We start from the raw sequence: 20919 nt of genomic DNA on the forward strand, positions 1-20919 counted from the left end.
GGTCGCGAATTCATTCCACCAATTAGTGCCACCACGTCATACCCTGTAGTGTTACCCATGCCAGTAAAACATAGCGTAACGCCTTGCCAAGGCACAAAAAAAAGAGCACCGGTCCCCAGGAGATGCGCATCCATCCCGCCAGCAGACACAGTAAATCGCCTATTACAGGCATCCAGCTTAATAACAGCGTGGCAGCGCCATAGCGTTTTAGCCAGCCGACTGCCTTTTCCTGCCAGCGAGATTTTTCGCGTAGCGGAAAGAAACGTCCAAGAATAACGTTAGTCAGCCCTCCAAGGCTATTACCCATTGTTGCTATTAAGACCAGCAACCAGGGCTGACTTACGCCGGACAACAGCATCGCCACCAGCACCACTTCCGAATTCCCCGGTAAGAGGGTGGAGCTTAAAAAACTGCTGGCGAATAATGAAGCGAGTGACAGCGCGTCACTCACAGTAAGCGAACGTCCACCGCCGCCATTCCGGCATCACGCGCGGCCTGAATGCCAAAATCAGCATCTTCAAACACCACGCATTTTGCAGGTGGAACACCCATTAATTCTGCACAGAGCAGGAAGGTATCCGGTGCGGGTTTGTGATGTTTAACATGATCGGCGGCAACGACGGCAGAAAAATAGTGGCGCAGGCCAAGGTGGTTGAGTAGCGCTTCAGCAATCGCGCTCTCGCTGCCCGTACCGACAGACATAGGACGACGCCCGTGCCACTCCTTGACGACGTCAATGAGTGGTAAAGGCTGCACGGTGTCTAACAGTATGGCTTTTACCGCGTCGGTTTTTTCACGCGCGAGCTGATGCGGGTCGAGATCGGCCTGATTCAGCTCAATCACGGCCTGTGCGATACGCCAGGTGGGCGATCCATTGAGGGCAATCATCGCCTGTAAATCGAAACGCATACCGTAACGGCCCAGGACTTCGGTCCAGGCCTGACGATGCGTGGGTTCGGTATCCAGGAGGGTGCCGTCCATGTCGAAGATCAAACCGTCATACTGTGCGTACATCGTGCTCTCGCTAAACGATTAACAAAGCATTACTTTATCGTAAAAGGGGATTTTTGTCGCTGACAGAGAGAGTGATTGCTGACGAAACGTCGAAGGAATAAACAAAGGGGGAGAATATGGTGCATCCGGGAGGATTCGAACCTCCGACCGCTCGGTTCGTAGCCGAGTACTCTATCCAGCTGAGCTACGGATGCATCGGGATTTACTGCTGTACTTCTCGATACTCATATCACTTCAAAAGCAATATGAATTAAAAAATGGTGCATCCGGGAGGATTCGAACCTCCGACCGCTCGGTTCGTAGCCGAGTACTCTATCCAGCTGAGCTACGGATGCATCGGGATTTACTGCTGTACTTCTCGATACTCATATCACTTCAAAAGCAATATGAAGTAAAAAATGGTGCATCCGGGAGGATTCGAACCTCCGACCGCTCGGTTCGTAGCCGAGTACTCTATCCAGCTGAGCTACGGATGCATCGGGATTTACTACTGTACTGCTCGATATTCATATCACCTCGAAAGCAATATGAAGTAATAGATGGTGCATCCGGGAGGATTCGAACCTCCGACCGCTCGGTTCGTAGCCGAGTACTCTATCCAGCTGAGCTACGGATGCAAAATGGCGGTGAGGCGGGGATTCGAACCCCGGATGCAGCTTTTGACCGCATACTCCCTTAGCAGGGGAGCGCCTTCAGCCTCTCGGCCACCTCACCACACAACGCCTCTTTCGAGTGCTTCGAGCAACTCGTTAAGAGCTTCTCGTCGCTGCGTGGCGCATATATTACTTTCTGGGACTTATAAGTCAAACAATTTTCCACATGCTTTTTTCGTTTGCACAATTCGCACCCAATTCGCATGTAAAAGCCGCAAAGAAAGTGTTTTATAAGCGGATTTTGCAGGCATCTTCACAGAATTGTGTTGAGAGAAGCGCGTCTTTTGGATGAGATAAGATTATGAGAGTGGTCAAAAACGAAGCGTTTGAAATAGAACGGTAACTTTATGCAGCAAAAATAGCAGGAGGGTTGCGTCTCGCCCGACAGCGAGACGCGACAATATCAGTAACTGGACTGCTGGGATTTTTCAGCCTGGATACGCTGGTAGATCTCTTCACGGTGGACAGATACTTCTTTAGGAGCGTTAACACCAATACGTACCTGGTTACCCTTTACCCCTAAAACTGTCACGGTGACCTCATCCCCAATCATGAGGGTCTCACCAACTCGACGAGTCAGAATCAGCATTCTTTGCTCCTTGAAAGATTAAAAGAGTCGGGTCTCTTGTATCCCGGCATTATCCATCATATAACGCCAAAAAGTAAGCGATGACAAACACGTAAAGTGTAAGCAGTCACGGCATCACATTCTGTTAAACGTAAGTTTAGCCGATATACACAAACTCAACCTGACTTTATCGTTATCGATAGCGCAGTGAGCAAGACGCCATAACGTTACCGCTATGGCGTCTGCTTGTGCTTTGTAGTTATTACAGTTTCGCGCTTACCCAGCTTTCAACGCTGGCTAATGCCGCGGGAAGTGCCGCCGCATCCGTACCACCGGCTTGCGCCATGTCCGGACGACCGCCACCTTTGCCACCCACCTGCTGGGCGACCATGCCAATCAGTTCCCCTGCTTTGACACGATCCGTCACATCCTTAGAGACGCCCGCAATCAGAGAAACCTTACCCTCTGCGACCGTTGCCAGCACGATAACCGTCGAACCAAGCTGGTTCTTCAGATCGTCGACCATGGTACGCAGCATCTTAGGCTCAACGCCCGCCAGATCGCTGACCAGCAGTTTGACGCCCTTAATGTCTACCGCTTTGCTGGAGAGGTTTGCGCTCTCCTGCGCCGCAGCCTGTTCTTTCAGCTGCTGGAGTTCTTTTTCCAGCTGACGGGTACGATCCAGCGCGACACGCACTTTTTCGCCCAGGTTCTGGCTATCGCCTTTCAGCAGCTGCGCGATCTCGTGCAGCTGATCGCTCTGCGCATGCAGGCTGGCAATTGCGCCTTCCCCGGTCACCGCCTCAATACGACGCACGCCTGCCGCCGTCCCCGACTCGGAAACGATGCGGAACAAGCCGATGTCACCGGTGCGGGATGCGTGAGTACCACCACACAGTTCGGTAGAGAAGTCGCCCATGCTCAGCACGCGAACGCGGTCGTCATATTTCTCGCCAAACAGCGCCATCGCACCTTTCTTCTTCGCTGCCTCGAGATCCATGATGTGGGTTTCGATTGGCAGGTTACGGCGGATCTGGGCATTCACCAGGTCTTCCACCGCACGAATTTCAGACGGCTTCATCGCTTCAAAATGCGAGAAGTCGAAACGCAGCACTTTGTCATTAACCAGAGAACCTTTCTGGGCAACGTGCGTACCCAGCACTTCGCGCAGGGCTGCGTGCATCAGGTGGGTTGCCGAGTGGTTCAGACGAATGCGCGCGCGGCGAGCTTCGTCAACGTTGGCCTGAACGCCCTCGCCCACTTTCAGAGAGCCGGAAACCAGTTTGCCCTGGTGACCAATCGCCTGACCGTATTTCTGGGTATCGCTTACGTTGAAGCTGAAGCCATTGCCTTTCAGTTCGCCTTTATCGCCAACCTGACCGCCCGATTCCGCATAGAACGGCGTTTTATCCAGGATAACAACCGCGTCCTGACCCGCGCTAATGCTGTCTACGGCTTTACCGTCAACAAACAGCGCGGTCACGTTGCTGGTCAGGGCCAGCTCTTCGTAGCCTTTAAATTCAGACGCGCTATCAACGCGGATCATCGCGTTGTAGTCCGCGCCAAAACCGCTGGATTCACGCGCACGACGACGCTGCTCTTCCATTGCGGCTTCAAAGCCTGCTTCGTCAACTTTGATGTTGCGCTCGCGGCAAACGTCCGCCGTCAGGTCAACCGGGAAGCCGTAGGTGTCGTACAGGCGGAAAGCGGTTTCGCCATCCAGCGTGTCGCCCTTGAGTTTCGCCAGCTCGTCGTCCAGCAGCGCCAGACCGCGCTCCAGCGTACGGGCAAACTGCTCTTCTTCGGTTTTCAGAACCTGTTCAACCTGCGCCTGCTGGCGTTTCAGCTCGTCACCGGCAGAGCCCATCACGCCAATCAGTGGCCCAACGAGTTTATAGAAGAAGGTGTCCTTCGCGCCCAGCATGTTGCCATGACGGATCGCACGACGAATGATACGACGCAGCACATAGCCACGGTTTTCATTCGACGGGATAACGCCGTCAGCAATCAGGAACGCACAGGAACGAATATGGTCTGCGATAACGCGCAGTGATTTGTTGCTCAGATCGGTTGCGCCCGTTACCTCAGCAACGGCTTTGATCAGGGTGCTGAACAGGTCAATCTCATAGTTGGAGTTAACGTGTTGCAGAACGGCCGCGATACGCTCAAGGCCCATACCGGTATCTACGGACGGTTTTGGCAGCGGCTCCATGGTGCCGTCGGCCTGACGGTTGAACTGCATGAAGACGATGTTCCAGATCTCAATGTAGCGATCGCCATCTTCTTCCGCGCTTCCCGGAGGGCCACCCCAGATGTGGTCGCCATGATCGTAGAAGATCTCGGTGCACGGACCGCAAGGGCCGGTGTCGCCCATCTGCCAGAAGTTATCAGACGCGTAAGGCGCGCCTTTGTTGTCACCGATACGGATGATACGTTCGCGAGGGATACCCACTTCTTTTTCCCAGATGTCGAACGCTTCGTCATCGGTCTCATACACGGTCACCCACAGACGCTCTTTCGGCAGATTGAACCAGTTTTCACCGGTCAGCAGTTCCCACGCGTATTGAATGGCGTCGTGTTTGAAATAGTCGCCGAAGCTGAAGTTACCCAGCATTTCGAAGAAGGTGTGGTGGCGCGCGGTGTAACCGACGTTTTCCAGATCGTTGTGTTTACCGCCCGCACGCACGCAACGCTGTGAGGTTGTGGCGCGGGAATAATTACGCTTGTCGAGACCAAGGAACACATCCTTGAACTGGTTCATCCCGGCGTTGGTAAACAGCAGAGTCGGGTCATTGTTCGGTACCAGGGAGCTGCTGGCAACAACCTGGTGTCCCTTACTATGGAAAAAATCGAGAAACGCCTGACGGATCTCAGCGGTGCTCTTGCTCATAATTATCCTGAAATCAAGCTAACGAAATGTCGCAGCAGATCTGTATCTGTAAACAGTTGGACGGACCAGCTACTGGAAAAAGTGGGAATAAGATAAGTTTTCTTTAGTGGGAAGTAAAATCCCGCATGCGTTCAATCGGTAAAATTACGCCAGATATCCTGAATATCTTCCATCAGGAAGCCGCGGTAGAGCAAAAAGCGCTGGATTTTAACTTTTTCTGAAAATTCACGCGGCAGCGGCTCACCGTACTTTCGTACCGCCTGCTCAAGCGCCAGTTCGCACCAGTCAATTTCACTTTCGCGCATGGCTTTTTCAATCGATTCACGGGCTACCCCTTTCTGGTTCAGCTCCTGGCGGATACGCGCTGGCCCATAGCCTTTACGACCACGGCTGGCAAGAAAGCGAGCGGCAAAACGGCCGTCATCCAGATAGTGATGCTCGTAGCACCAGGCAACCACGCGGTCATAATCTTCCGCGGTGGCATCAATGTCTTCCGGACCGTTTTTGCTCATGACGGGCGCTGACAGTTTCCGCCGCAGCTCCTGTTCGCTATGGTCACGCACGGCAAGAATACGCACGGCCCGATCCAGCAAGCGTGAGTAGGCTGGTCGGCGTGATGTCGGTTCACTCATAAAAAACCTGTCGATTCAGAAATGCAAAAAGGGCCGCATCAGCAGCCCTTCATTTTTATCCGAGAGGATTAAAAGTCTTCGTTGGTTTCTTCAGCATCCGCGCCGTCGACCACGAAATCAGGTTTAGAGTCCTGGTTGTTCAGCAGGAGTTCACGCACCTTCTTCTCAATCTCTTTCGCCGCCGCCGGGTTCTCTTTCAGCCAGGAGATAGCATTCGCTTTACCCTGACCAATCTTGTCACCGTTGTAGCTGTACCATGCGCCCGCTTTTTCAATCAGCTTCTCTTTCACGCCCAGGTCAACCAGCTCGCCGAGGAAGTTGATACCTTCGCCGTAGAGGATCTGGAACTCAGCCTGTTTGAACGGTGCTGCGATTTTGTTCTTCACAACCTTCACGCGGGTTTCGCTACCGACTACGTTATCCCCCTCTTTCACCGCACCGATACGGCGGATATCCAGACGGACAGAAGCGTAGAATTTCAGAGCGTTACCGCCGGTGGTGGTTTCCGGGTTACCGAACATTACACCAATTTTCATACGGATCTGGTTGATGAAGATCAGCAGCGTATTGGACTGCTTCAGGTTACCCGCCAGCTTACGCATCGCCTGGCTCATCATACGTGCCGCGAGGCCCATGTGAGAGTCACCGATTTCACCTTCAATTTCCGCTTTTGGCGTCAGCGCCGCAACGGAGTCGACGATGATCACGTCAACCGCGCCTGAGCGCGCCAGCGCGTCACAAATTTCCAGTGCCTGCTCGCCGGTGTCCGGCTGGGAGCACAGCAGGTTGTCGATATCAACGCCTAGTTTACGGGCATAGACCGGGTCCAGCGCGTGCTCGGCATCGATAAACGCACAGGTTTTACCTTCGCGCTGTGCCGCCGCAACAACCTGCAACGTCAGGGTAGTTTTACCCGAGGATTCCGGACCGTAGATTTCTACGATACGGCCCATCGGCAAACCGCCAGCGCCCAGTGCGATATCAAGAGAAAGCGAACCAGTGGAGATAGTTTCCACATCCATGGAACGGTCTTCACCCAGGCGCATGATGGAGCCTTTACCGAATTGCTTTTCGATCTGGCCCAGTGCTGCCGCCAACGCTTTCTGTTTGTTTTCGTCGATAGCCATTATTACTCCTGTCATGCCGGGAGAAGCAACTGCGCTTCACCATGGACTTCTGTTCTGTTGAGGCAATTATACTGTATAGTCATACAGTATCAAGTATTTTGTAGAAATTGTTGCCAGAGCGTTTTTAACGCGTATTCCGTTGCCTGACGACGCACGCTTTCGCGGTCGCCGCTGAAGCATTCCCGGCGGGTGATCCCTTCACCTTTTGAGGTGGCAAAGCCAAACCAGACGGTGCCGACAGGCTTCACGTCGCTGCCGCCGTCCGGCCCCGCGATACCGCTGATGGAGATAGCGTAATCTGCGCGCGCCTCTTTCAGCGCGCCAATCGCCATCTCGATCACCACCGGCTCGCTGACCGCGCCATGCTGCTCAAGCGTGGCTTCACGCACGCCGATCATCTGCGCTTTCGCCTCGTTACTGTAGGTCACAAAGCCGCGTTCAAACCAGGCGGAACTGCCAGCAATATCGGTAATTGCTTTCGCCACCCAGCCGCCGGTGCAGGATTCTGCGGTCGTGAGAGTCGCGCCGCGCTGTTTCAGCGCCAGCCCCACCACTTCGCTTAGCTGCATCAATTCATGGTCAGTCATTCTCGCTCCAGCCTTAGAAAAACATGCAGCACAAGATAGCACTTTCTCATCAAATATGGGGATGCGCGTCGGGTTTTACGAGGGGGCTTCAGAAAAAAGCCGATGCGGACGCATCGGCCAGAGAGACGCTTATTTCATGCTGTTAGCGAGGGTGTCCACATTGTGGCGAAACGCCTTGACGTAGGTGTCCGCCACGCCGCCCTTCGCGGACAGCGCTTCCGGGTAAAGTTCACCACCCGGCTGGGCGCCCGTTGCGGTCGCAATCTGCTTCACCAGGCGTGGGTCAAGCTGGTTTTCCATAAACCAGGTTTTCACGCCGTCAGCTTTAATCTGATTGATGATCTCCGCTACCTGCGCCGCGCTGGCTTCACTCTCAGACGACAGCCCCTGCGGCGCCATAAACGTCACGCCGTAGGCGCGGCTGAAATAGCCGAAGGCGTCGTGGCTGGTCAGCACTTTGCGCTTCGCCTGTGGGATGTCGCTGAAACGCTTTTTAGCCCAACCGTCCAGTTGAGAGAGCTGCGCAATATAGGGTTTACCGGTAGCTTCAAGCGCCGCCGTATCTTCAGGATCGGCCTTCACCAGCCCTGAGAGAATATTTTGCGCATACAGCGCGCCGTTCGCCGCGCTGTTCCACGCGTGCGGATCGGTCACGGTTTTACCGTCCTCTTCCAGCGTGTGCGTTTTCACGCCGTCCGAAGCAACCACCAGCTGGCCTTTGAATCCGGAGGCTTTCACCAGACGGTCGAGCCAGCCCTCCAGCCCCAGCCCATTGACCACCACCACGTCAGCTTTACTCAGCGCCGCGCTGTCTTTGGGCGAAGGTTCGAAAGTATGGGGATCACCGTCCGGCCCCACCAGCGTCGTCACCTTCACACGATCGCCGCCAACCTGCTGCGTGATGTCTCCCAGGATGGAAAAGCTGGTCACCACATTAAGCGTTTTCGCCATTACGCCGTGCGTCATCATGCCGAGCGCGAGCGCCACGGCTAATCCTGTACTTTTCATCGTTTCCCCTTGCGTTAAAAAAGCGCCCGCAGGCTATCCGCCAGCCTGCTGCGCGTGCCAAATAAAACTGAAATAAAGAACAATGCGCTGGCGGTCAGCACAATGGAGGGCCCGGCGGGCAGACTCACTGCCCAGGAAAGGCTTAAGCCCAGCCACGCGCAAAAAATACCGCTGATACCCGCCATCAAAAGTAACCCTGGCAGTGTGCGCACCCAGCAGCGTGCCGCCACGGCGGGTAACATCATCAGCCCGACGGCCATCAGCGTGCCGAGCACCTGAAAACCGGCTACCAGGTTGAGCACCAGCAGCGCCAGAAACAGACCGTGTAACATCCCGGGCAGCCAGCGCGCGTTCACCTGCAACCACGCGGTATCAAACGCTTCGCTGACCAGCCCCCGATAAAAAATCGCCAGCGTGAGGAGCGTGAACATGCAAACGCCCGTCACGAACAGGGCTGACGCGCTATCCACGGCGAGAATGGAGCCAAACAGAAGATGAAGCAGATCGACATTTGAACCGCGCAGCGACACCAGCGTGACGCCCAGCGCCAGCGAGCCCAGGTAAAACCCCGCGAAGCTGGCATCCTCTTTAAGCGGCGTGCGGCGGCTGACCAGCCCGGCCACCAGCGCAACGGCGATCCCGGCAATAAACCCGCCGACAGTCATTGCCAGCAGCGACATCCCGCTGAGCAGATAGCCCACCGCGACACCCGGCAAAATGGCGTGAGAAAGGGCGTCCCCCATCAGGCTCATCCGACGCAGTTGAAGAAATACGCCCAGCGCAGTGGTGCTGACGGAGAGCGCCAGGCAAACCACCAGCGCGCGCCGCATAAAGCCGTACTCAATAAACGGCTGGAAGAAGAGATGCCAGATCATGCCACCCTCACCCGCTCGGTTTTCCAGTGCGGCGTATCAGCGTCCAGCCGCAGCGTTTGTGGGAAGTGGCGCGAGACGCGTTCGCTGTCGTGCAGTACCGCCAGCAGGGTCTGCCCCTGCATATACATCTCCAGCATCAGATCCATCAGCACGTTGCAGGTCGCTTCATCGACGCCGGTGAAAGGCTCATCCAGCATCACCAGCGGCGCCTGCTGCACCAAAACGCGGGCAAACAGCATGCGCTGAAACTGGCCGCCGGAAAGTTCATCTATGGTAGAGAACGCCATGGACTCCAGCCCCACGCGCTCCAGCGCGCCAGCAATGCGCATGCGGGTATCCCGACGAAAACCGGCAAACAGTGAGATTGCTGGCCAGCAGCCCATACTCACCACGTCCTGCACGGTCAGAGGAAATTGCGCCTCCAGCGCGTGACGCTGCGCCAGCCAGCCCACCACCGGACGTCTCCCCTGCCAGCGAAACGTACCGCTGACGGGCGGAATAAAGCCGGCGAGCGTTTTCAGCAGCGTGGATTTGCCGCAGCCGTTGGCCCCGACGATAGCGGTCATGCTCCCGCGTTCAATCACGCCGGACAGCGCGCGCGTAACGGGCTGGCGATCGTAACCCGCCACCAGGTCGTTCATCACGATCATGGCAACGTCACCGCCCAGCGCACGGCCAGGCCGAGAAACAGAATGAGCACCAGCGCCAGCAGCAGCCGAACTGGGGATGAGAGAGAAAACAGGGACATGGAAATCTCAATTCAATAATGATGTTATAACATAACAATAATGAAAGACGATTAAGATGTAAACGGTGGGAGTGAAATGGGAGTGTGGCGAAATGTTTCTGCAAACTTCCCTCTCCCGTGGGAGAGGGTCAGGGTGCGGGCAGCCATGCCGGGTGGCGGCGTTGCCTTACCCGGCCTACCCGTCAGGGTAACTTACTGGCTAAACGGTGACGCTGCCGGCACACGCGCCTGAGACACCGCCAGCCCCAGCTGCCACACCGCCATCGCATAGTGCGTGCTGTGGTTGTAGCGGGTAATGGTGTAGAAGTTCGGCAGCCCGAACCAGTACTGATAACCGGTTCCGACATCCAGGCGCAGCAGGCTCACCTGGTCAACATTGCCCAGCGGCTGCGACGGCGTTAAGCCTGCCGCTGCCAGCTGCGCCACGCTGTATTTGGTTTTAAATCCGTTTTCCAGACCAAACGCCTCGCCGTTCGCCTGCACCGCCACCTGGCCGCCCGGCGTCCAGCCATGCGCTTTGAAGTAGTTGGCCACGCTGCCAATGGCGTCTTCGGGATCCCACAGGTTGATGTGACCATCCCCGTTAAAATCTACCGCGTACTGCTTATAGGAGGACGGCATAAACTGGCCGTAGCCCATTGCCCCGGCGAACGACCCTTTCAGATCTAGCGGATCGTCCTGTTCGTCTCGCGCCATCAGCAGGAAGGTTTCCAGCTCGGAAGAGAAATACTCGGCGCGGCGCGGGTAGTTGAAGGAGAGCGTCGCCAGCGCATCAAGGATGCGGGTTTTACCCATAATGCGTCCCCAGCGGGTCTCGACCCCAATAATACCGACGATGATCTCCGGCGGCACGCCATAGACCTGCCACGCACGGTTCAGGGCGTCTTCATACTGATTCCAGAACACCACGCCATTCTGCACGTTGTCCGGGGTAATAAACTGTTTGCGATAGCGCAGCCACGCGCCGTTTGGCCCGGTCGGCACCTGGGCTGTCGGCGCCTGCCTGTCCATCAGGCGCAGCACGTAGTCCAGACGCTTCGCCTGAGACAAAATGGCATGCAGCTGCTGGCGGTCAAAACCGTGCTTGCTCACCATTTTATCGATGAACTGTTCGGCCGCAGGGTTATTCGCGAAGTCGCCGCCCATCTGCATCATATTGTGCTGCGGCTCCAGCAGGAATCCTCCGGAAGGCGCGCCCGCCGTTGGCTGAGCGGCTTCGGTCTTGGGTTTGCTACTACAGGCGGACAGGAGAATAAGCGCAGGCAACAGCGCTGCATAACGACGCTTGAACATGTGGCATCCATTTAACGAGTTCGGTAAGAACCCAGTATGGTAAAGCATCCCCAACTCCTCAAGGAAGCGGTACGCACCTCCCCAACGCAAATCCGTGCTTTTTTCCACCAAAAATTATTCACCTCACCAATAAACTTTCAAAATAATACATTTTTCTTTCATTGTGAGATCTGATTAACACTTTAAAACCTTTCAAAGTGATTATTATTAGCCGCAGATAGACAAAAACAAACGCCCTACAGGAGAGAAGAATGATAGAAACCATCACCCACGGCGCCGAGTGGTTCATCGGGCTGTTTCAGAAAGGCGGCGAGGTATTCACCGGCATGGTGACCGGGATCCTGCCCCTGCTGATCAGCCTGCTGGTGATCATGAACGCCCTGATTAACTTTATCGGCCAGCAGCGTATTGAACGCTTCGCCCAGCGCTGTGCCGGCAATCCGCTGTCCCGCTACCTGATCCTGCCCTTCATCGGCACCTTTGTGTTCTGCAACCCGATGACCTTAAGCCTCGGCCGCTTTATGCCAGAGAAGTACAAGCCGAGTTATTACGCCGCCGCCTCCTACAGCTGCCATTCAATGAACGGCCTGTTCCCGCACATTAACCCCGGCGAGCTGTTTGTTTACCTCGGGATTGCCAGCGGTCTCACTACGCTGGGACTGCCGCTCGGCCCGCTGGCGGTGAGCTATCTGCTGGTCGGCCTGGTGACCAACTTCTTCCGCGGCTGGGTAACGGACCTCACTACCGCCATTTTTGAGAAAAAAATGGGCATTCAGCTTGATGAGAAAGTCCAGCTTTCGGGAGCCACAGTATGAACCGGATCCGCATAGATAAAGGCACGGGCGGCTGGGGCGGCCCGCTGGAGTTCGACGCCACCGAAGGCAAAAAGATCGTCTACATCACCGCGGGCACGCGCCCGGCGATCGTCGACAGGCTGCGCGAGCTGACCGGCTGGGAAGCGGTCGACGGCTTCAAGGAAGGCGAGCCGCCGGAAGCGGAAATCGGCGTGGCGGTAATCGACTGCGGCGGCACCCTGCGCTGCGGCATCTACCCGAAGCGCCGCATTCCGACGGTGAATATTCACTCCACGGGCAAATCAGGCCCGCTGGCGCAGTACATCCTTGAGGACATTTATGTCTCGGGCGTGAAGGAGGACAACATCACGCTGGTGAATGGCACACCCGCGCCGCAAAAAGCATCCCCGCGCGACTACGACACCAGCAAAAAAATCACCGAGCAGAGCGACGGCCTGCTGGCGAAGGTCGGGATGGGGATGGGGTCCGCCGTGGCGGTGCTGTTTCAGTCCGGGCGCGACACCATCGACACGGTGCTGAAAACCATTCTGCCGTTTATGGCGTTCGTCTCGGCGCTGATCGGCATCATCATGGCCTCCGGCCTCGGCGACTGGATTGCCCACGGCCTCGCCCCGCTCGCCAGCCACCCGCTCGGCCTGGTGACGCTGGCGCTGATCTGCTCCTTCCCGCTGCTGTCGCCGTTTCTTGGCCCGGGCGCGGTGATTGCCCAGGTCATCGGCGTGCTGATTGGCGTGCAGATTGGTCTGGGGAATATTCCCCCGCACCTCGCCCTGCCCGCCCTGTTTGCCATTAACGCTCAGGCGGCGTGCGACTTCATCCCCGTCGGGCTGTCGCTGGCGGAAGCGCGCCAGGAGACCGTGCGCGTGGGCGTCCCCTCCGTGCTGGTGAGCCGCTTCCTGACGGGCGCGCCAACGGTGCTAATTGCCTGGTTTGTCTCCGGCTTTATTTATCAATAAGAGGTTCCTGCCATGACCGTGATTTACCAGACCACCATTACCCGCATCGGCCAGAGCGCGGCCGATGCGCTGAGCGACCAGATGCTGATCACCTTCCGCGAAGGCGCCCCGGCAGATATCGAAGAGTTTTGCTTTATCCACTGCCACGGCGAGTTAAACGGCGAGCTGAAGGCCGGTGGCCAGCTGGAGCTGGGCAAGGCGCGCTATGCCGTAACCGCCGTCGGTGACGTCGCCGAGCAAAACCTGCGCGAGCTGGGGCACATCACCTTGCGTTTCGACGGCCAGCCGCGGGCGGAGTATCCCGGCACGGTTCACGTTGAGGGGCCGGTTCCGCAGGCTGTCACCCCAGGCTGCACGTTAAAATTTATTTCGTAATAAAGGAGAGACACATGAGTCAGGTTGCCGTTGTCATTGGTGGGGGACAAACCTTAGGCGAGTTCCTCTGCCATGGGCTTGCCGCAGAGGGCTACCGCGTGGCGGTCGTGGATATTCAGAGTGAGAAAGCCGCCCGCGTAGCGGACGCCATCAACACCGAATTTGGCGAAGGGATGGCGTATGGATTTGGCGCCGACGCCACCAGCGAGCAGAGCGTGATGGCGCTGGCCCGCGGCGTGGATGAGATTTTTGGTCGCACCGATCTGCTGGTCTACAGCGCGGGGATTGCGAAAGCGGCCTTTATCAGCGATTTCGAACTGGGGGATTTTGATCGCTCGTTGCAGGTGAATCTGGTGGGCTATTTCCTCTGCGCCCGCGAATTTTCCCGTCTGATGATCCGCGACGGTATTCAGGGTCGCATCATTCAGATCAACTCAAAATCGGGGAAAGTGGGCAGCAAGCACAACTCCGGCTACAGCGCGGCGAAGTTTGGCGGCGTCGGGCTGACGCAGTCTCTGGCGCTGGATCTGGCCGAATACGGCATAACCGTGCACGCGCTGATGCTGGGTAATCTGCTGAAATCCCCGATGTTCCAGTCCCTGCTGCCGCAGTATGCCGCCAAACTTGGCATCAAAGCAGAGGACGTCGAACAGTACTACATCGACAAAGTGCCGCTGAAGCGCGGGTGCGATTATCAGGACGTGCTGAACATGCTGCTGTTTTACGCCAGCCCGAAAGCCTCGTACTGCACCGGGCAGTCGATTAACGTTACCGGTGGGCAGGTGATGTTCTGAGTTCATTCCCCGGTGGCGCTGCGCTTACCGGGGTTACAATCCCCGTAGGCCGGGTAAGACGCACCCGGCAGTTAAGGAGCCGATATGGTCACTGCACTCATCACCGTCGCCGCCCTCGCCTGGCTTTGCCAGATGGCGTTTGGCGGCTGGCAAATCCGTCAGTTTAACCGCGCCTTTGATGCCCTGTGTCAGAAGGGACGCGTGGGCGTCGGGCGTTCCGGGGGACGCTTTAAACCGCGGGTTGTCGTCGCTGTTGCGCTGGATGAAAACAATATGGTTTGCGATTCCCTCATCATGCGCGGCGTAACGGTGTTTGCCCGTCCGACCAAAATCCAGGCGATCGACGGCATTTCGCTGCATGAATTACAACCTGATGTGATCTTCCCCCATGATTCACTCTGTCAGAATGCACTATCATTAGCGCTTAATCTGAAACATGGATAATTTCGTTGTGAAAGTTATAAACTTGCGGAATTATCATTTCGCAACGTAAGGAACGAAGCGCCTATGAAACCACGTCAGCGGCAGGCGGCCATACTTGAGCATCTGCAAAAGCAGGGAAAGTGCTCGGTAGAGGATCTGGCCCACTACTTTGACACCACCGGCACGACAATACGCAAGGACCTGGTGTTGCTCGAAAACTCCGGCGCCGTCATTCGTACCTACGGCGGCGTGGTGCTCAATAAAGACGAAGCCGACCCGCCTATCGACCACAAAACGCTGATCAATACTCACCAGAAAGCGCTGATTGCCGAAGCCGCCGTCAAATTTATCCAGGACGGCGATTCCATTATCCTCGACGCAGGCAGTACCGTCCTACAGATGATCCCGCTGCTCAGCCGCTTTAATAACATCACCGTGATGACCAACAGCCTGCACATCGTCAATGCCCTGTCAGAGTTCGACAGCGAGCAGACCATCCTGATGCCCGGTGGCACCTTCCGTAAAAAATCCGCGTCGTTTCACGGGCAGCTGGCGGAGAATGCCTTCGACCACTTCAGCTTCGATAAGCTGTTTATGGGCACGGACGGCATCGACCTCAACGCGGGCGTGACCACCTTCAACGAGGTGTTCAGCGTCAGCAAAGCGATGTGCAACGCCGCGCGGGAAGTGATTTTGATGGCGGACTCGTCGAAATTTGGCCGTAAAAGCCCCAACATTGTCTGTAGCCTTGAAAGCGTCGATAAGCTGATTACCGACGCAGGTATCGATCCGGCATTTAAAAAAGCGCTGGAAGCGAAGGGCATCGACGTGATCGTAACCGGAGAGAAAAATGAGTGATTTTCTGTTAAACGCAGGCCGTCAGACCCTGCTGCTGGAGCTACAGGAAGCCAGCCGCCTGCCGGAACGTCTGGGTGAGGATTTTGTTCGTGCAGCCAACACCATTATCCACTGCGAGGGCAAAGTGATCGTGGCGGGTATCGGTAAATCCGGTCATATCGGCAAGAAGATTGCCGCGACGCTTGCCAGCACCGGCACCCCGGCGTTCTTCGTGCATCCTGCCGAAGCGCTGCACGGCGATCTGGGGATGATCGAAAGCCGCGACGTGATGCTGTTTATCTCCTACTCCGGTTCAGCCAAAGAGCTGGATCTCATCATCCCTCGCCTGCAAGAAAAATCGGTGGCCCTGTTAGCGATGACCGGCAAATCCCGTTCGCCGCTGGCGCTGGCCGCGAAAGCAACGCTGGATATTTCCGTTGAGCGCGAAGCCTGTCCGATGCACCTGGCACCGACCTCCAGCACCGTCAACACGCTGATGATGGGTGACGCCCTGGCGATGGCGGTGATGCAGGCGCGCGGTTTTAATGAGGAAGATTTCGCCCGTTCCCATCCTGCGGGCGCGCTTGGGGCTCGTCTGCTCAACAAAGTTCACCACCTGATGCGCACGGACGATGCCATTCCTCAGGTCAAACTCGACACCAGCGTGATGGACGCCATGCTGGAGCTGAGCCGCACCGGGCTGGGGCTGGTTGCGGTATGCGACAATGACCGCCAGGTGAAGGGCGTCTTCACCGACGGCGACCTGCGCCGCTGGCTGGTGGGCGGCGGCAAGCTGGAGGCGCGGGTATCCGAAGCAATGACCCAGGGCGGGCTGACGCTGAATGCCGACAGCCGCGCGATTGAAGCCAAAGAGGTGCTGATGAAGCGCAAAATCACCGCCGCGCCGGTGGTGGACGAGCACGGCAGGCTGTGCGGCGCGATCAACCTGCAAGACTTCTACCAGGCGGGGATTATTTAACCCTTCAGCCCCAGACGTTTCGCCAGCCTGTGAAGGTTGGCGACGTCCATCTCCAGCGCCCGCGCGCACGCCGCCCAGCTGCGGTTATTCTGCTCCAGCGCGCGGGCGATCATCTGACGCTGGAACGCATCCGTCGCCTCGCGCAGGTTTTCGTTCACGCTCTCAGGTATCACCGGCTTCACGGGCGGCATCGTTTCCTCATGCAGCGCGAAATGGCGCGCATGAATAACCACTTCATCCCCCGAACGCGTTGCCCGCGCCAGCACCACCGCGCGGTGGATCGCATGTTCCAGTTCACGCACGTTACCCGGCCAGCCGTAGCTCAGCAGGTGCGTCCTCGCGCCGGGACTTAGCACCACGCGGGAAAGCCCCATTTTGAGCCGACACTGTTCGCAGAAAAAGCCCGCCAGCAGAACCACATCCTCGCCCCGCTCGCGCAGCGGCGGCACCGTGAGCGGGAACACGCTCAGACGGTGGAACAGATCGGCGCGGAAATTCCCCGCCAGCACCTCTTCGCGCAGATCGCGGTTCGTCGCCGCCAGCACGCGCACATCCACGCGTAAGCTGCGATCGTCTCCCACGCGTTGAATATCGCCATACTGCAACACCCGCAGCAGTTTGGCCTGAAGCGAAAGGGAGAGTTCGCCAATTTCATCGAGGAACAGCGTGCCGTTATCAGCCATTTCGAACTTGCCGCTGCGGTTGCTGATCGCCCCGGTAAAGGCCCCTTTGACGTGTCCGAACAGCTCGCTTTCCGCCACGCTTTCCGGCAACGCCGCGCAGTTGAGATAGACCAGCGGATTCACCGCACGGGGCGAGGCTTCGTGGATCGCTTTTGCCACCAGCTCTTTACCGGTGCCGGTCTCCCCGAAGATCAGCACGTTCAAATCAGACGCGGCGACAATCTCAATCTCTTTTTTGAGCTGCGCCATGCCCGGCGAAAGGCCGATCATTTCGGTGTGCGCCACCTGCTCAAACGCCGTCGGGCTACCCGGAAGAATATTCTGGCTCTCCAGCTGTTCTATCAGCAGGGCGTTGTTCAGCGCCCCGGCCGCCAGCGCGGCAATCAGCCGTAGCTCTTCATCGCTGAAGGTATCGAACTGATCAGGCGACATGCCGTCGAGGGTTAACGCGCCAATCAGGTTCTGCCCGGCAAACAGCGGCAGGCCGATACAGGCGTGCACCTTCAGGCTCTCCTGTCCGGGGATCAGGCCGTCGTAAGGATCGGGCAGATCGCTGTCTGCCGGGAAACGCACCACGTCACCCGCACGGGCGATGGTTTCCAGACGCGGGTGGCCCTCCAGGGTAAAGCGCCGCCCGAGTACGTCCTTCGCCAGACCGTCGATAGCCAGCGGAATAAACTGCCGCCCTTCGTAACGCAGCAGCGCCGACGCATCGCAATCCAGCACGTGGCGCAACGTGGAGATCAGCCGCTGAAAGCGGTCCTGATGACCAATACCGGTTTGCAGTTCTATGGCGATCTTCGCCAGCACATCTACGGAAAAGCTCATCTCTGCCTCACTGTCATTTTGACAATGCATAGTGTCATATTGACAATTTTTAAGATAGTCAAAATGACTACCCATTAGGGAGCATCAAAATATAAATACATTATTTTCAATGAGTTAAAAAGTTGGCACGCAACTTGATATATGACAGTCATCTTATTTGAAAACGCCGTATTAAGTTGAGGTTGCTATGTCTATTCTGGTTAAAAATAACATTCATTGGGTGGGTCAACGTGACTGGGAAGTACGTGATTTTCACGGGACGGAATACAAAACGCTGCGCGGCAGCAGCTACAACAGCTATCTCATTCGTGAAGGTAAAAACGTCCTGATCGATACCGTCGATCACAAATTCAGCCGCGAGTTCGTGCAGAACCTGCGCAGCGAAATCGATCTGAACGACATCGACTACATCATCATCAACCACGCGGAAGAGGATCATGCCGGGGCGCTGACCGAGCTGATGTCCCACATTCCGGATACCCCAATCTACTGCACCACCAACGCCATTGACTCCATCAACGGCCACCACCACCATCCGGAGTGGAACTTCCACACCGTGAAAACCGGCGACACGCTGGATATCGGCAATGGCAAACAGCTGATCTTCGTGGAAACCCCAATGCTGCACTGGCCGGACAGCATGATGACCTACATGACCGGTGACGCGGTGCTGTTCAGTAACGACGCCTTCGGCCAGCACTACTGTGACGAACGTCTGTTCAACGACGAAGTGGATCAGACCGAGCTGTTCGAACAGTGCCAGCGCTACTACGCCAACATCCTGACCCCGTTCAGCCGTCTGGTCACGCCAAAAATCACCGAGATCCTCGGCTTCAACCTGCCGGTGGATATGATTGCCACCTCCCACGGCGTGGTATGGCGTGAAAATCCAACCCAGATTGTCGAACTGTACCTGAAGTGGGCGGCGGACTATCAGGAAGATCGCATCACCATCTTCTACGACACCATGTCCAACAACACCCGCATGATGGCGGACGCCATTGCCCAGGGCATCAACGAAGTTGACCCGAACGTGGCGGTGAAAATCTTCAACGTGGCGCGCAGCGATAAGAATGAGGTATTGACCAACGTCTTCCGCTCCAAAGGCGTGCTGGTGGGTACCTCCACCATGAATAACGTGATGATGCCGAAAATTGCCGGACTGGTGGAAGAGATGACCGGCCTGCGCTTTCGTAACAAACGCGCCAGCGCCTTTGGTTCACACGGCTGGAGCGGCGGCGCGGTAGACCGTCTCTCCACCCGTTTACAGGATGCTGGTTTTGAGATGTCCCTGAGCCTGAAGGCGAAATGGCGTCCGGATCTCGACGCGCTGGAAATCTGTCGTCAGCACGGTCGCGACATTGCCCGCCAGTGGGCGCTTGCGCCGCTGCCGGAAACCGCACCCGCCGCGGCGGTTACGCCGAAAGCTGTAGCAGAAGCCGCTCCTGCCGCTGCCGACCTCGGCCCTTGCATGCAGTGCAGCGTCTGCCAGTGGATTTACGATCCTGAGCTGGGCGAGCCGTTGCAGGATGTCGCGCCGGGTACGCCGTGGAGCGAGGTGCCGGACAACTTCCTCTGCCCGGAATGTTCCCTCGGGAAAGACGTCTTTGATGAACTGGCAACGGAGGCAAAATGAGCCACGGCATCGTCATTATCGGCTCGGGCTTTGCCGCCCGCCAGCTGGTGAAAAATATCCGCAAACAGGATGCTAACGTGCCGTTGACGGTGATCGCCGCCGACAGCATGGATGAGTACAACAAGCCTGATTTAAGCCACGTCATTAGCCAGAATCAGCGCGCCGACGATCTCACCCGCCAGACGGCGGGGGAGTTCGCAGAACAGTTTAACCTGCGTCTGTTTCCGTACACCTGGGTCACCGATATCGACGCCGACGCCCACGTGGTGAACGCGAAAGATAAAACCTGGCAGTACGACAAGCTGGTGCTGGCGACGGGGGCATCGGCGTTTGTGCCGCCGGTTGAGGGCCGCGAGCTGATGGTCACGCTCAACAGCCAGCAGGAGTATCAGGCCAGCGAGACCCTGTTACGCGACGCCATGCGGGTGATGATTGTCGGCGGCGGACTGATTGGCACCGAGCTGGCGATGGACTTCTGCCGGGCGGGAAAATCCGTCACCCTGGTTGACCACGCGGCCAGCATTCTGTCAGCGCTGATGCCAGCAGAAGTAAGCAGTCGCTTACAGCATCGTCTGACCGACATGGGCGTGCATCTGCTGCTGAAATCGCAGTTACAGAGCCTGAGCAAAACCGAAACCGGCATTTGTGCGACGCTCGACCGCAACCGCAGCGTGGAAGTGGATGTGGTTATTGCGGCGACGGGGTTGCGCCCGGAAACCGCGCTGGCGCACCGCGCGGGCGCAGAGATCAATCGCGGCGTGAAGGTGGACAGCTACCTGCAAACCACCCAGCCGGACATTTATGCCCTGGGCGACTGCGCGGAAATTAACGGCCAGGTGCTGCCGTTCCTGCAACCGATTCAGTTAAGCGCCATGTTCCTGGCGAAAAACCTGCTCGGCGGCAACGCCCCGGTGAAATTACCCGCCATGCTGGTGAAGGTAAAAACGCCGGAACTACCGCTGCATCTCGCAGGTGAAACGCAGCGTCAGGATCTGGACTGGGAGATTGTCCTTTCGCCTCAGGGCATGGTGGCGCGCGGCACCGATACCGACGGTCAGATGCGCGCCTTTGTCGTCAGCGAAGACAGAATGAAGGAGGCCTTCGCGCTGCTGAAATCGCTACCAGCTTAACCCTCGTCATGCCGGGTGTCGCTCCGCTTACCCGGCCTACAGTACTGCCACGCTTACTTAACCTTTGG

Annotated in this window: 21 protein-coding genes and 5 tRNA genes; 9 read left to right on the forward strand and 17 right to left on the reverse strand. The window is 57.0% G+C overall.

Going from position 1 to position 20919, the window contains the following annotated elements; translation table 11 throughout:
• Positions 1 to 22: 22 nt before the first annotated feature.
• The 16 genes from AC4OVU_RS16905 to mltB form a co-directional block, all read right to left on the reverse strand.
• Positions 23 to 451, reverse strand: a complete 429-nt coding sequence (locus AC4OVU_RS16905; protein WP_017692791.1) for a YqaA family protein — start codon at positions 449 to 451, stop codon at positions 23 to 25.
• Positions 448 to 1014: a fructose-1-phosphate/6-phosphogluconate phosphatase gene (yqaB, locus tag AC4OVU_RS16910; protein WP_015571665.1), complete on the reverse strand. Its 567-nt coding sequence runs from the start codon at positions 1012 to 1014 to the stop codon at positions 448 to 450. The genes AC4OVU_RS16905 and yqaB overlap by 4 nt, the downstream gene beginning before the upstream one ends.
• A gap of 117 nt (positions 1015 to 1131) precedes the next feature.
• A tRNA-Arg gene (locus tag AC4OVU_RS16915) sits at positions 1132 to 1208 on the reverse strand.
• Positions 1209 to 1272: 64 nt separating this feature from the next.
• Positions 1273 to 1349 (reverse strand) — tRNA-Arg (locus AC4OVU_RS16920).
• 64 nt (positions 1350 to 1413) lie between these two features.
• Positions 1414 to 1490: transfer RNA gene (locus AC4OVU_RS16925), tRNA-Arg, on the reverse strand.
• Between the two features lie 64 nt (positions 1491 to 1554).
• A tRNA-Arg gene (locus AC4OVU_RS16930) sits at positions 1555 to 1631 on the reverse strand.
• Positions 1632 to 1635: 4 nt separating this feature from the next.
• Positions 1636 to 1728: transfer RNA gene (locus AC4OVU_RS16935), tRNA-Ser, on the reverse strand.
• Positions 1729 to 2070: 342 nt separating this feature from the next.
• A complete protein-coding gene (csrA, locus tag AC4OVU_RS16940; protein ID WP_000906486.1) occupies positions 2071 to 2256 on the reverse strand; it encodes a carbon storage regulator CsrA in 186 nt (61 codons plus the stop codon).
• Positions 2257 to 2497: 241 nt separating this feature from the next.
• Positions 2498 to 5125 carry an alanine--tRNA ligase gene (gene alaS, locus AC4OVU_RS16945; protein ID WP_110293108.1) on the reverse strand — a complete coding sequence of 876 codons (2628 nt, stop codon included), beginning with the start codon at positions 5123 to 5125 and terminating at the stop codon, positions 2498 to 2500.
• A gap of 131 nt (positions 5126 to 5256) precedes the next feature.
• A complete protein-coding gene (gene recX, locus AC4OVU_RS16950) occupies positions 5257 to 5757 on the reverse strand; it encodes a recombination regulator RecX (protein ID WP_110293107.1) in 501 nt (166 codons plus the stop codon).
• Positions 5758 to 5825: 68 nt separating this feature from the next.
• Positions 5826 to 6884: a recombinase RecA gene (recA, locus tag AC4OVU_RS16955; RefSeq protein WP_015571667.1), complete on the reverse strand. Its 1059-nt coding sequence runs from the start codon at positions 6882 to 6884 to the stop codon at positions 5826 to 5828.
• 89 nt (positions 6885 to 6973) lie between these two features.
• Positions 6974 to 7471, reverse strand: coding sequence for a nicotinamide-nucleotide amidase (pncC, locus tag AC4OVU_RS16960; protein WP_003862172.1), 498 nt, complete (start codon positions 7469 to 7471; stop codon positions 6974 to 6976).
• Between the two features lie 129 nt (positions 7472 to 7600).
• Positions 7601 to 8479 carry a metal ABC transporter substrate-binding protein gene (locus AC4OVU_RS16965; RefSeq protein WP_045338370.1) on the reverse strand — a complete coding sequence of 293 codons (879 nt, stop codon included), beginning with the start codon at positions 8477 to 8479 and terminating at the stop codon, positions 7601 to 7603.
• 14 nt (positions 8480 to 8493) lie between these two features.
• Positions 8494 to 9354: a metal ABC transporter permease gene (locus AC4OVU_RS16970; protein ID WP_015571669.1), complete on the reverse strand. Its 861-nt coding sequence runs from the start codon at positions 9352 to 9354 to the stop codon at positions 8494 to 8496.
• Positions 9351 to 10004, reverse strand: coding sequence for a metal ABC transporter ATP-binding protein (locus AC4OVU_RS16975; RefSeq protein ID WP_017382783.1), 654 nt, complete (start codon positions 10002 to 10004; stop codon positions 9351 to 9353). Before AC4OVU_RS16975 ends, AC4OVU_RS16970 begins: the two co-directional genes overlap by 4 nt.
• Positions 10005 to 10294: 290 nt before the next feature.
• Entirely contained in the window at positions 10295 to 11395 is a 1101-nt protein-coding gene (gene mltB / locus AC4OVU_RS16980) for a lytic murein transglycosylase B (protein WP_015571672.1), read from the reverse strand.
• A gap of 251 nt (positions 11396 to 11646) precedes the next feature.
• Here mltB and srlA point away from each other — a divergent pair, with 251 nt between their 5' ends.
• The 7 genes from srlA (at position 11647) to gutQ (ending at position 16574) form a co-directional block, all read left to right on the forward strand.
• The gene (gene srlA, locus AC4OVU_RS16985) at positions 11647 to 12210 is read left to right on the forward strand and encodes a PTS glucitol/sorbitol transporter subunit IIC (RefSeq protein WP_015571673.1); all 564 of its coding nucleotides are present in this window, start codon (positions 11647 to 11649) and stop codon (positions 12208 to 12210) included.
• On the forward strand, positions 12207 to 13166 hold the full coding sequence (srlE, locus tag AC4OVU_RS16990) for a PTS glucitol/sorbitol transporter subunit IIB (RefSeq protein WP_023304307.1): 960 nt from the start codon (positions 12207 to 12209) through the stop codon (positions 13164 to 13166). Before srlA ends, srlE begins: the two co-directional genes overlap by 4 nt.
• A gap of 12 nt (positions 13167 to 13178) precedes the next feature.
• Positions 13179 to 13541, forward strand: coding sequence for a PTS glucitol/sorbitol transporter subunit IIA (gene srlB, locus AC4OVU_RS16995; RefSeq protein ID WP_017692786.1), 363 nt, complete (start codon positions 13179 to 13181; stop codon positions 13539 to 13541).
• A 14-nt stretch (positions 13542 to 13555) separates the two neighbouring features.
• Positions 13556 to 14335 (forward strand): sorbitol-6-phosphate dehydrogenase, encoded by a 780-nt coding sequence (srlD, locus tag AC4OVU_RS17000; protein WP_017382786.1) that lies wholly within the window; start codon positions 13556 to 13558, stop codon positions 14333 to 14335.
• Between the two features lie 84 nt (positions 14336 to 14419).
• Positions 14420 to 14779, forward strand: a complete 360-nt coding sequence (gene gutM, locus AC4OVU_RS17005) for a transcriptional regulator GutM (protein ID WP_015571675.1) — start codon at positions 14420 to 14422, stop codon at positions 14777 to 14779.
• 63 nt (positions 14780 to 14842) lie between these two features.
• Positions 14843 to 15616 carry a glucitol operon DNA-binding transcriptional repressor SrlR gene (gene srlR / locus AC4OVU_RS17010; RefSeq protein ID WP_015571676.1) on the forward strand — a complete coding sequence of 258 codons (774 nt, stop codon included), beginning with the start codon at positions 14843 to 14845 and terminating at the stop codon, positions 15614 to 15616.
• Complete coding sequence (gutQ, locus tag AC4OVU_RS17015) at positions 15609 to 16574, forward strand: arabinose-5-phosphate isomerase GutQ (protein ID WP_015571677.1); 966 nt, start codon at positions 15609 to 15611, stop codon at positions 16572 to 16574. Before srlR ends, gutQ begins: the two co-directional genes overlap by 8 nt.
• On the opposite strand, the gene norR is transcribed toward gutQ, so the two are convergent.
• A complete protein-coding gene (gene norR, locus AC4OVU_RS17020; RefSeq protein ID WP_017382788.1) occupies positions 16571 to 18085 on the reverse strand; it encodes a nitric oxide reductase transcriptional regulator NorR in 1515 nt (504 codons plus the stop codon). The two genes, gutQ and norR, sit on opposite strands and share 4 nt — an antisense overlap.
• A 187-nt stretch (positions 18086 to 18272) precedes the next feature.
• Between norR and norV the strand changes: the two genes are divergently transcribed.
• Positions 18273 to 19721 carry an anaerobic nitric oxide reductase flavorubredoxin gene (gene norV / locus AC4OVU_RS17025; RefSeq protein WP_015571679.1) on the forward strand — a complete coding sequence of 483 codons (1449 nt, stop codon included), beginning with the start codon at positions 18273 to 18275 and terminating at the stop codon, positions 19719 to 19721.
• On the forward strand, positions 19718 to 20851 hold the full coding sequence (gene norW, locus AC4OVU_RS17030) for an NADH:flavorubredoxin reductase NorW (RefSeq protein ID WP_062938583.1): 1134 nt from the start codon (positions 19718 to 19720) through the stop codon (positions 20849 to 20851). The genes norV and norW overlap by 4 nt, the downstream gene beginning before the upstream one ends.
• Positions 20852 to 20919: the final 68 nt, after the last annotated feature.

This window comes from Enterobacter sp. 6722112 (assembly GCF_058661685.1).

What these genes read in the sequence shown, in the direction of transcription:
- yqaB (WP_015571665.1), bottom strand. Translation starts at nt 1,014, where the DNA reads ATGTACGCACAGTATGACGGTTTGATCTTCGACATGGACGGCACCCTC.
- csrA (WP_000906486.1), bottom strand. Translation starts at nt 2,256, where the DNA reads ATGCTGATTCTGACTCGTCGAGTTGGTGAGACCCTCATGATTGGGGAT.
- alaS (WP_110293108.1), bottom strand. Translation starts at nt 5,125, where the DNA reads ATGAGCAAGAGCACCGCTGAGATCCGTCAGGCGTTTCTCGATTTTTTC.
- recX (WP_110293107.1), bottom strand. Translation starts at nt 5,757, where the DNA reads ATGAGTGAACCGACATCACGCCGACCAGCCTACTCACGCTTGCTGGAT.
- recA (WP_015571667.1), bottom strand. Translation starts at nt 6,884, where the DNA reads ATGGCTATCGACGAAAACAAACAGAAAGCGTTGGCGGCAGCACTGGGC.
- pncC (WP_003862172.1), bottom strand. Translation starts at nt 7,471, where the DNA reads ATGACTGACCATGAATTGATGCAGCTAAGCGAAGTGGTGGGGCTGGCG.
- AC4OVU_RS16965 (WP_045338370.1), bottom strand. Translation starts at nt 8,479, where the DNA reads ATGAAAAGTACAGGATTAGCCGTGGCGCTCGCGCTCGGCATGATGACG.
- AC4OVU_RS16970 (WP_015571669.1), bottom strand. Translation starts at nt 9,354, where the DNA reads ATGATCTGGCATCTCTTCTTCCAGCCGTTTATTGAGTACGGCTTTATG.
- AC4OVU_RS16975 (WP_017382783.1), bottom strand. Translation starts at nt 10,004, where the DNA reads ATGATCGTGATGAACGACCTGGTGGCGGGTTACGATCGCCAGCCCGTT.
- mltB (WP_015571672.1), bottom strand. Translation starts at nt 11,395, where the DNA reads ATGTTCAAGCGTCGTTATGCAGCGCTGTTGCCTGCGCTTATTCTCCTG.
- srlA (WP_015571673.1), top strand. Translation starts at nt 11,647, where the DNA reads ATGATAGAAACCATCACCCACGGCGCCGAGTGGTTCATCGGGCTGTTT.
- srlE (WP_023304307.1), top strand. Translation starts at nt 12,207, where the DNA reads ATGAACCGGATCCGCATAGATAAAGGCACGGGCGGCTGGGGCGGCCCG.
- srlB (WP_017692786.1), top strand. Translation starts at nt 13,179, where the DNA reads ATGACCGTGATTTACCAGACCACCATTACCCGCATCGGCCAGAGCGCG.
- srlD (WP_017382786.1), top strand. Translation starts at nt 13,556, where the DNA reads ATGAGTCAGGTTGCCGTTGTCATTGGTGGGGGACAAACCTTAGGCGAG.
- gutM (WP_015571675.1), top strand. Translation starts at nt 14,420, where the DNA reads ATGGTCACTGCACTCATCACCGTCGCCGCCCTCGCCTGGCTTTGCCAG.
- srlR (WP_015571676.1), top strand. Translation starts at nt 14,843, where the DNA reads ATGAAACCACGTCAGCGGCAGGCGGCCATACTTGAGCATCTGCAAAAG.
- gutQ (WP_015571677.1), top strand. Translation starts at nt 15,609, where the DNA reads ATGAGTGATTTTCTGTTAAACGCAGGCCGTCAGACCCTGCTGCTGGAG.
- norR (WP_017382788.1), bottom strand. Translation starts at nt 18,085, where the DNA reads ATGAGCTTTTCCGTAGATGTGCTGGCGAAGATCGCCATAGAACTGCAA.
- norV (WP_015571679.1), top strand. Translation starts at nt 18,273, where the DNA reads ATGTCTATTCTGGTTAAAAATAACATTCATTGGGTGGGTCAACGTGAC.
- norW (WP_062938583.1), top strand. Translation starts at nt 19,718, where the DNA reads ATGAGCCACGGCATCGTCATTATCGGCTCGGGCTTTGCCGCCCGCCAG.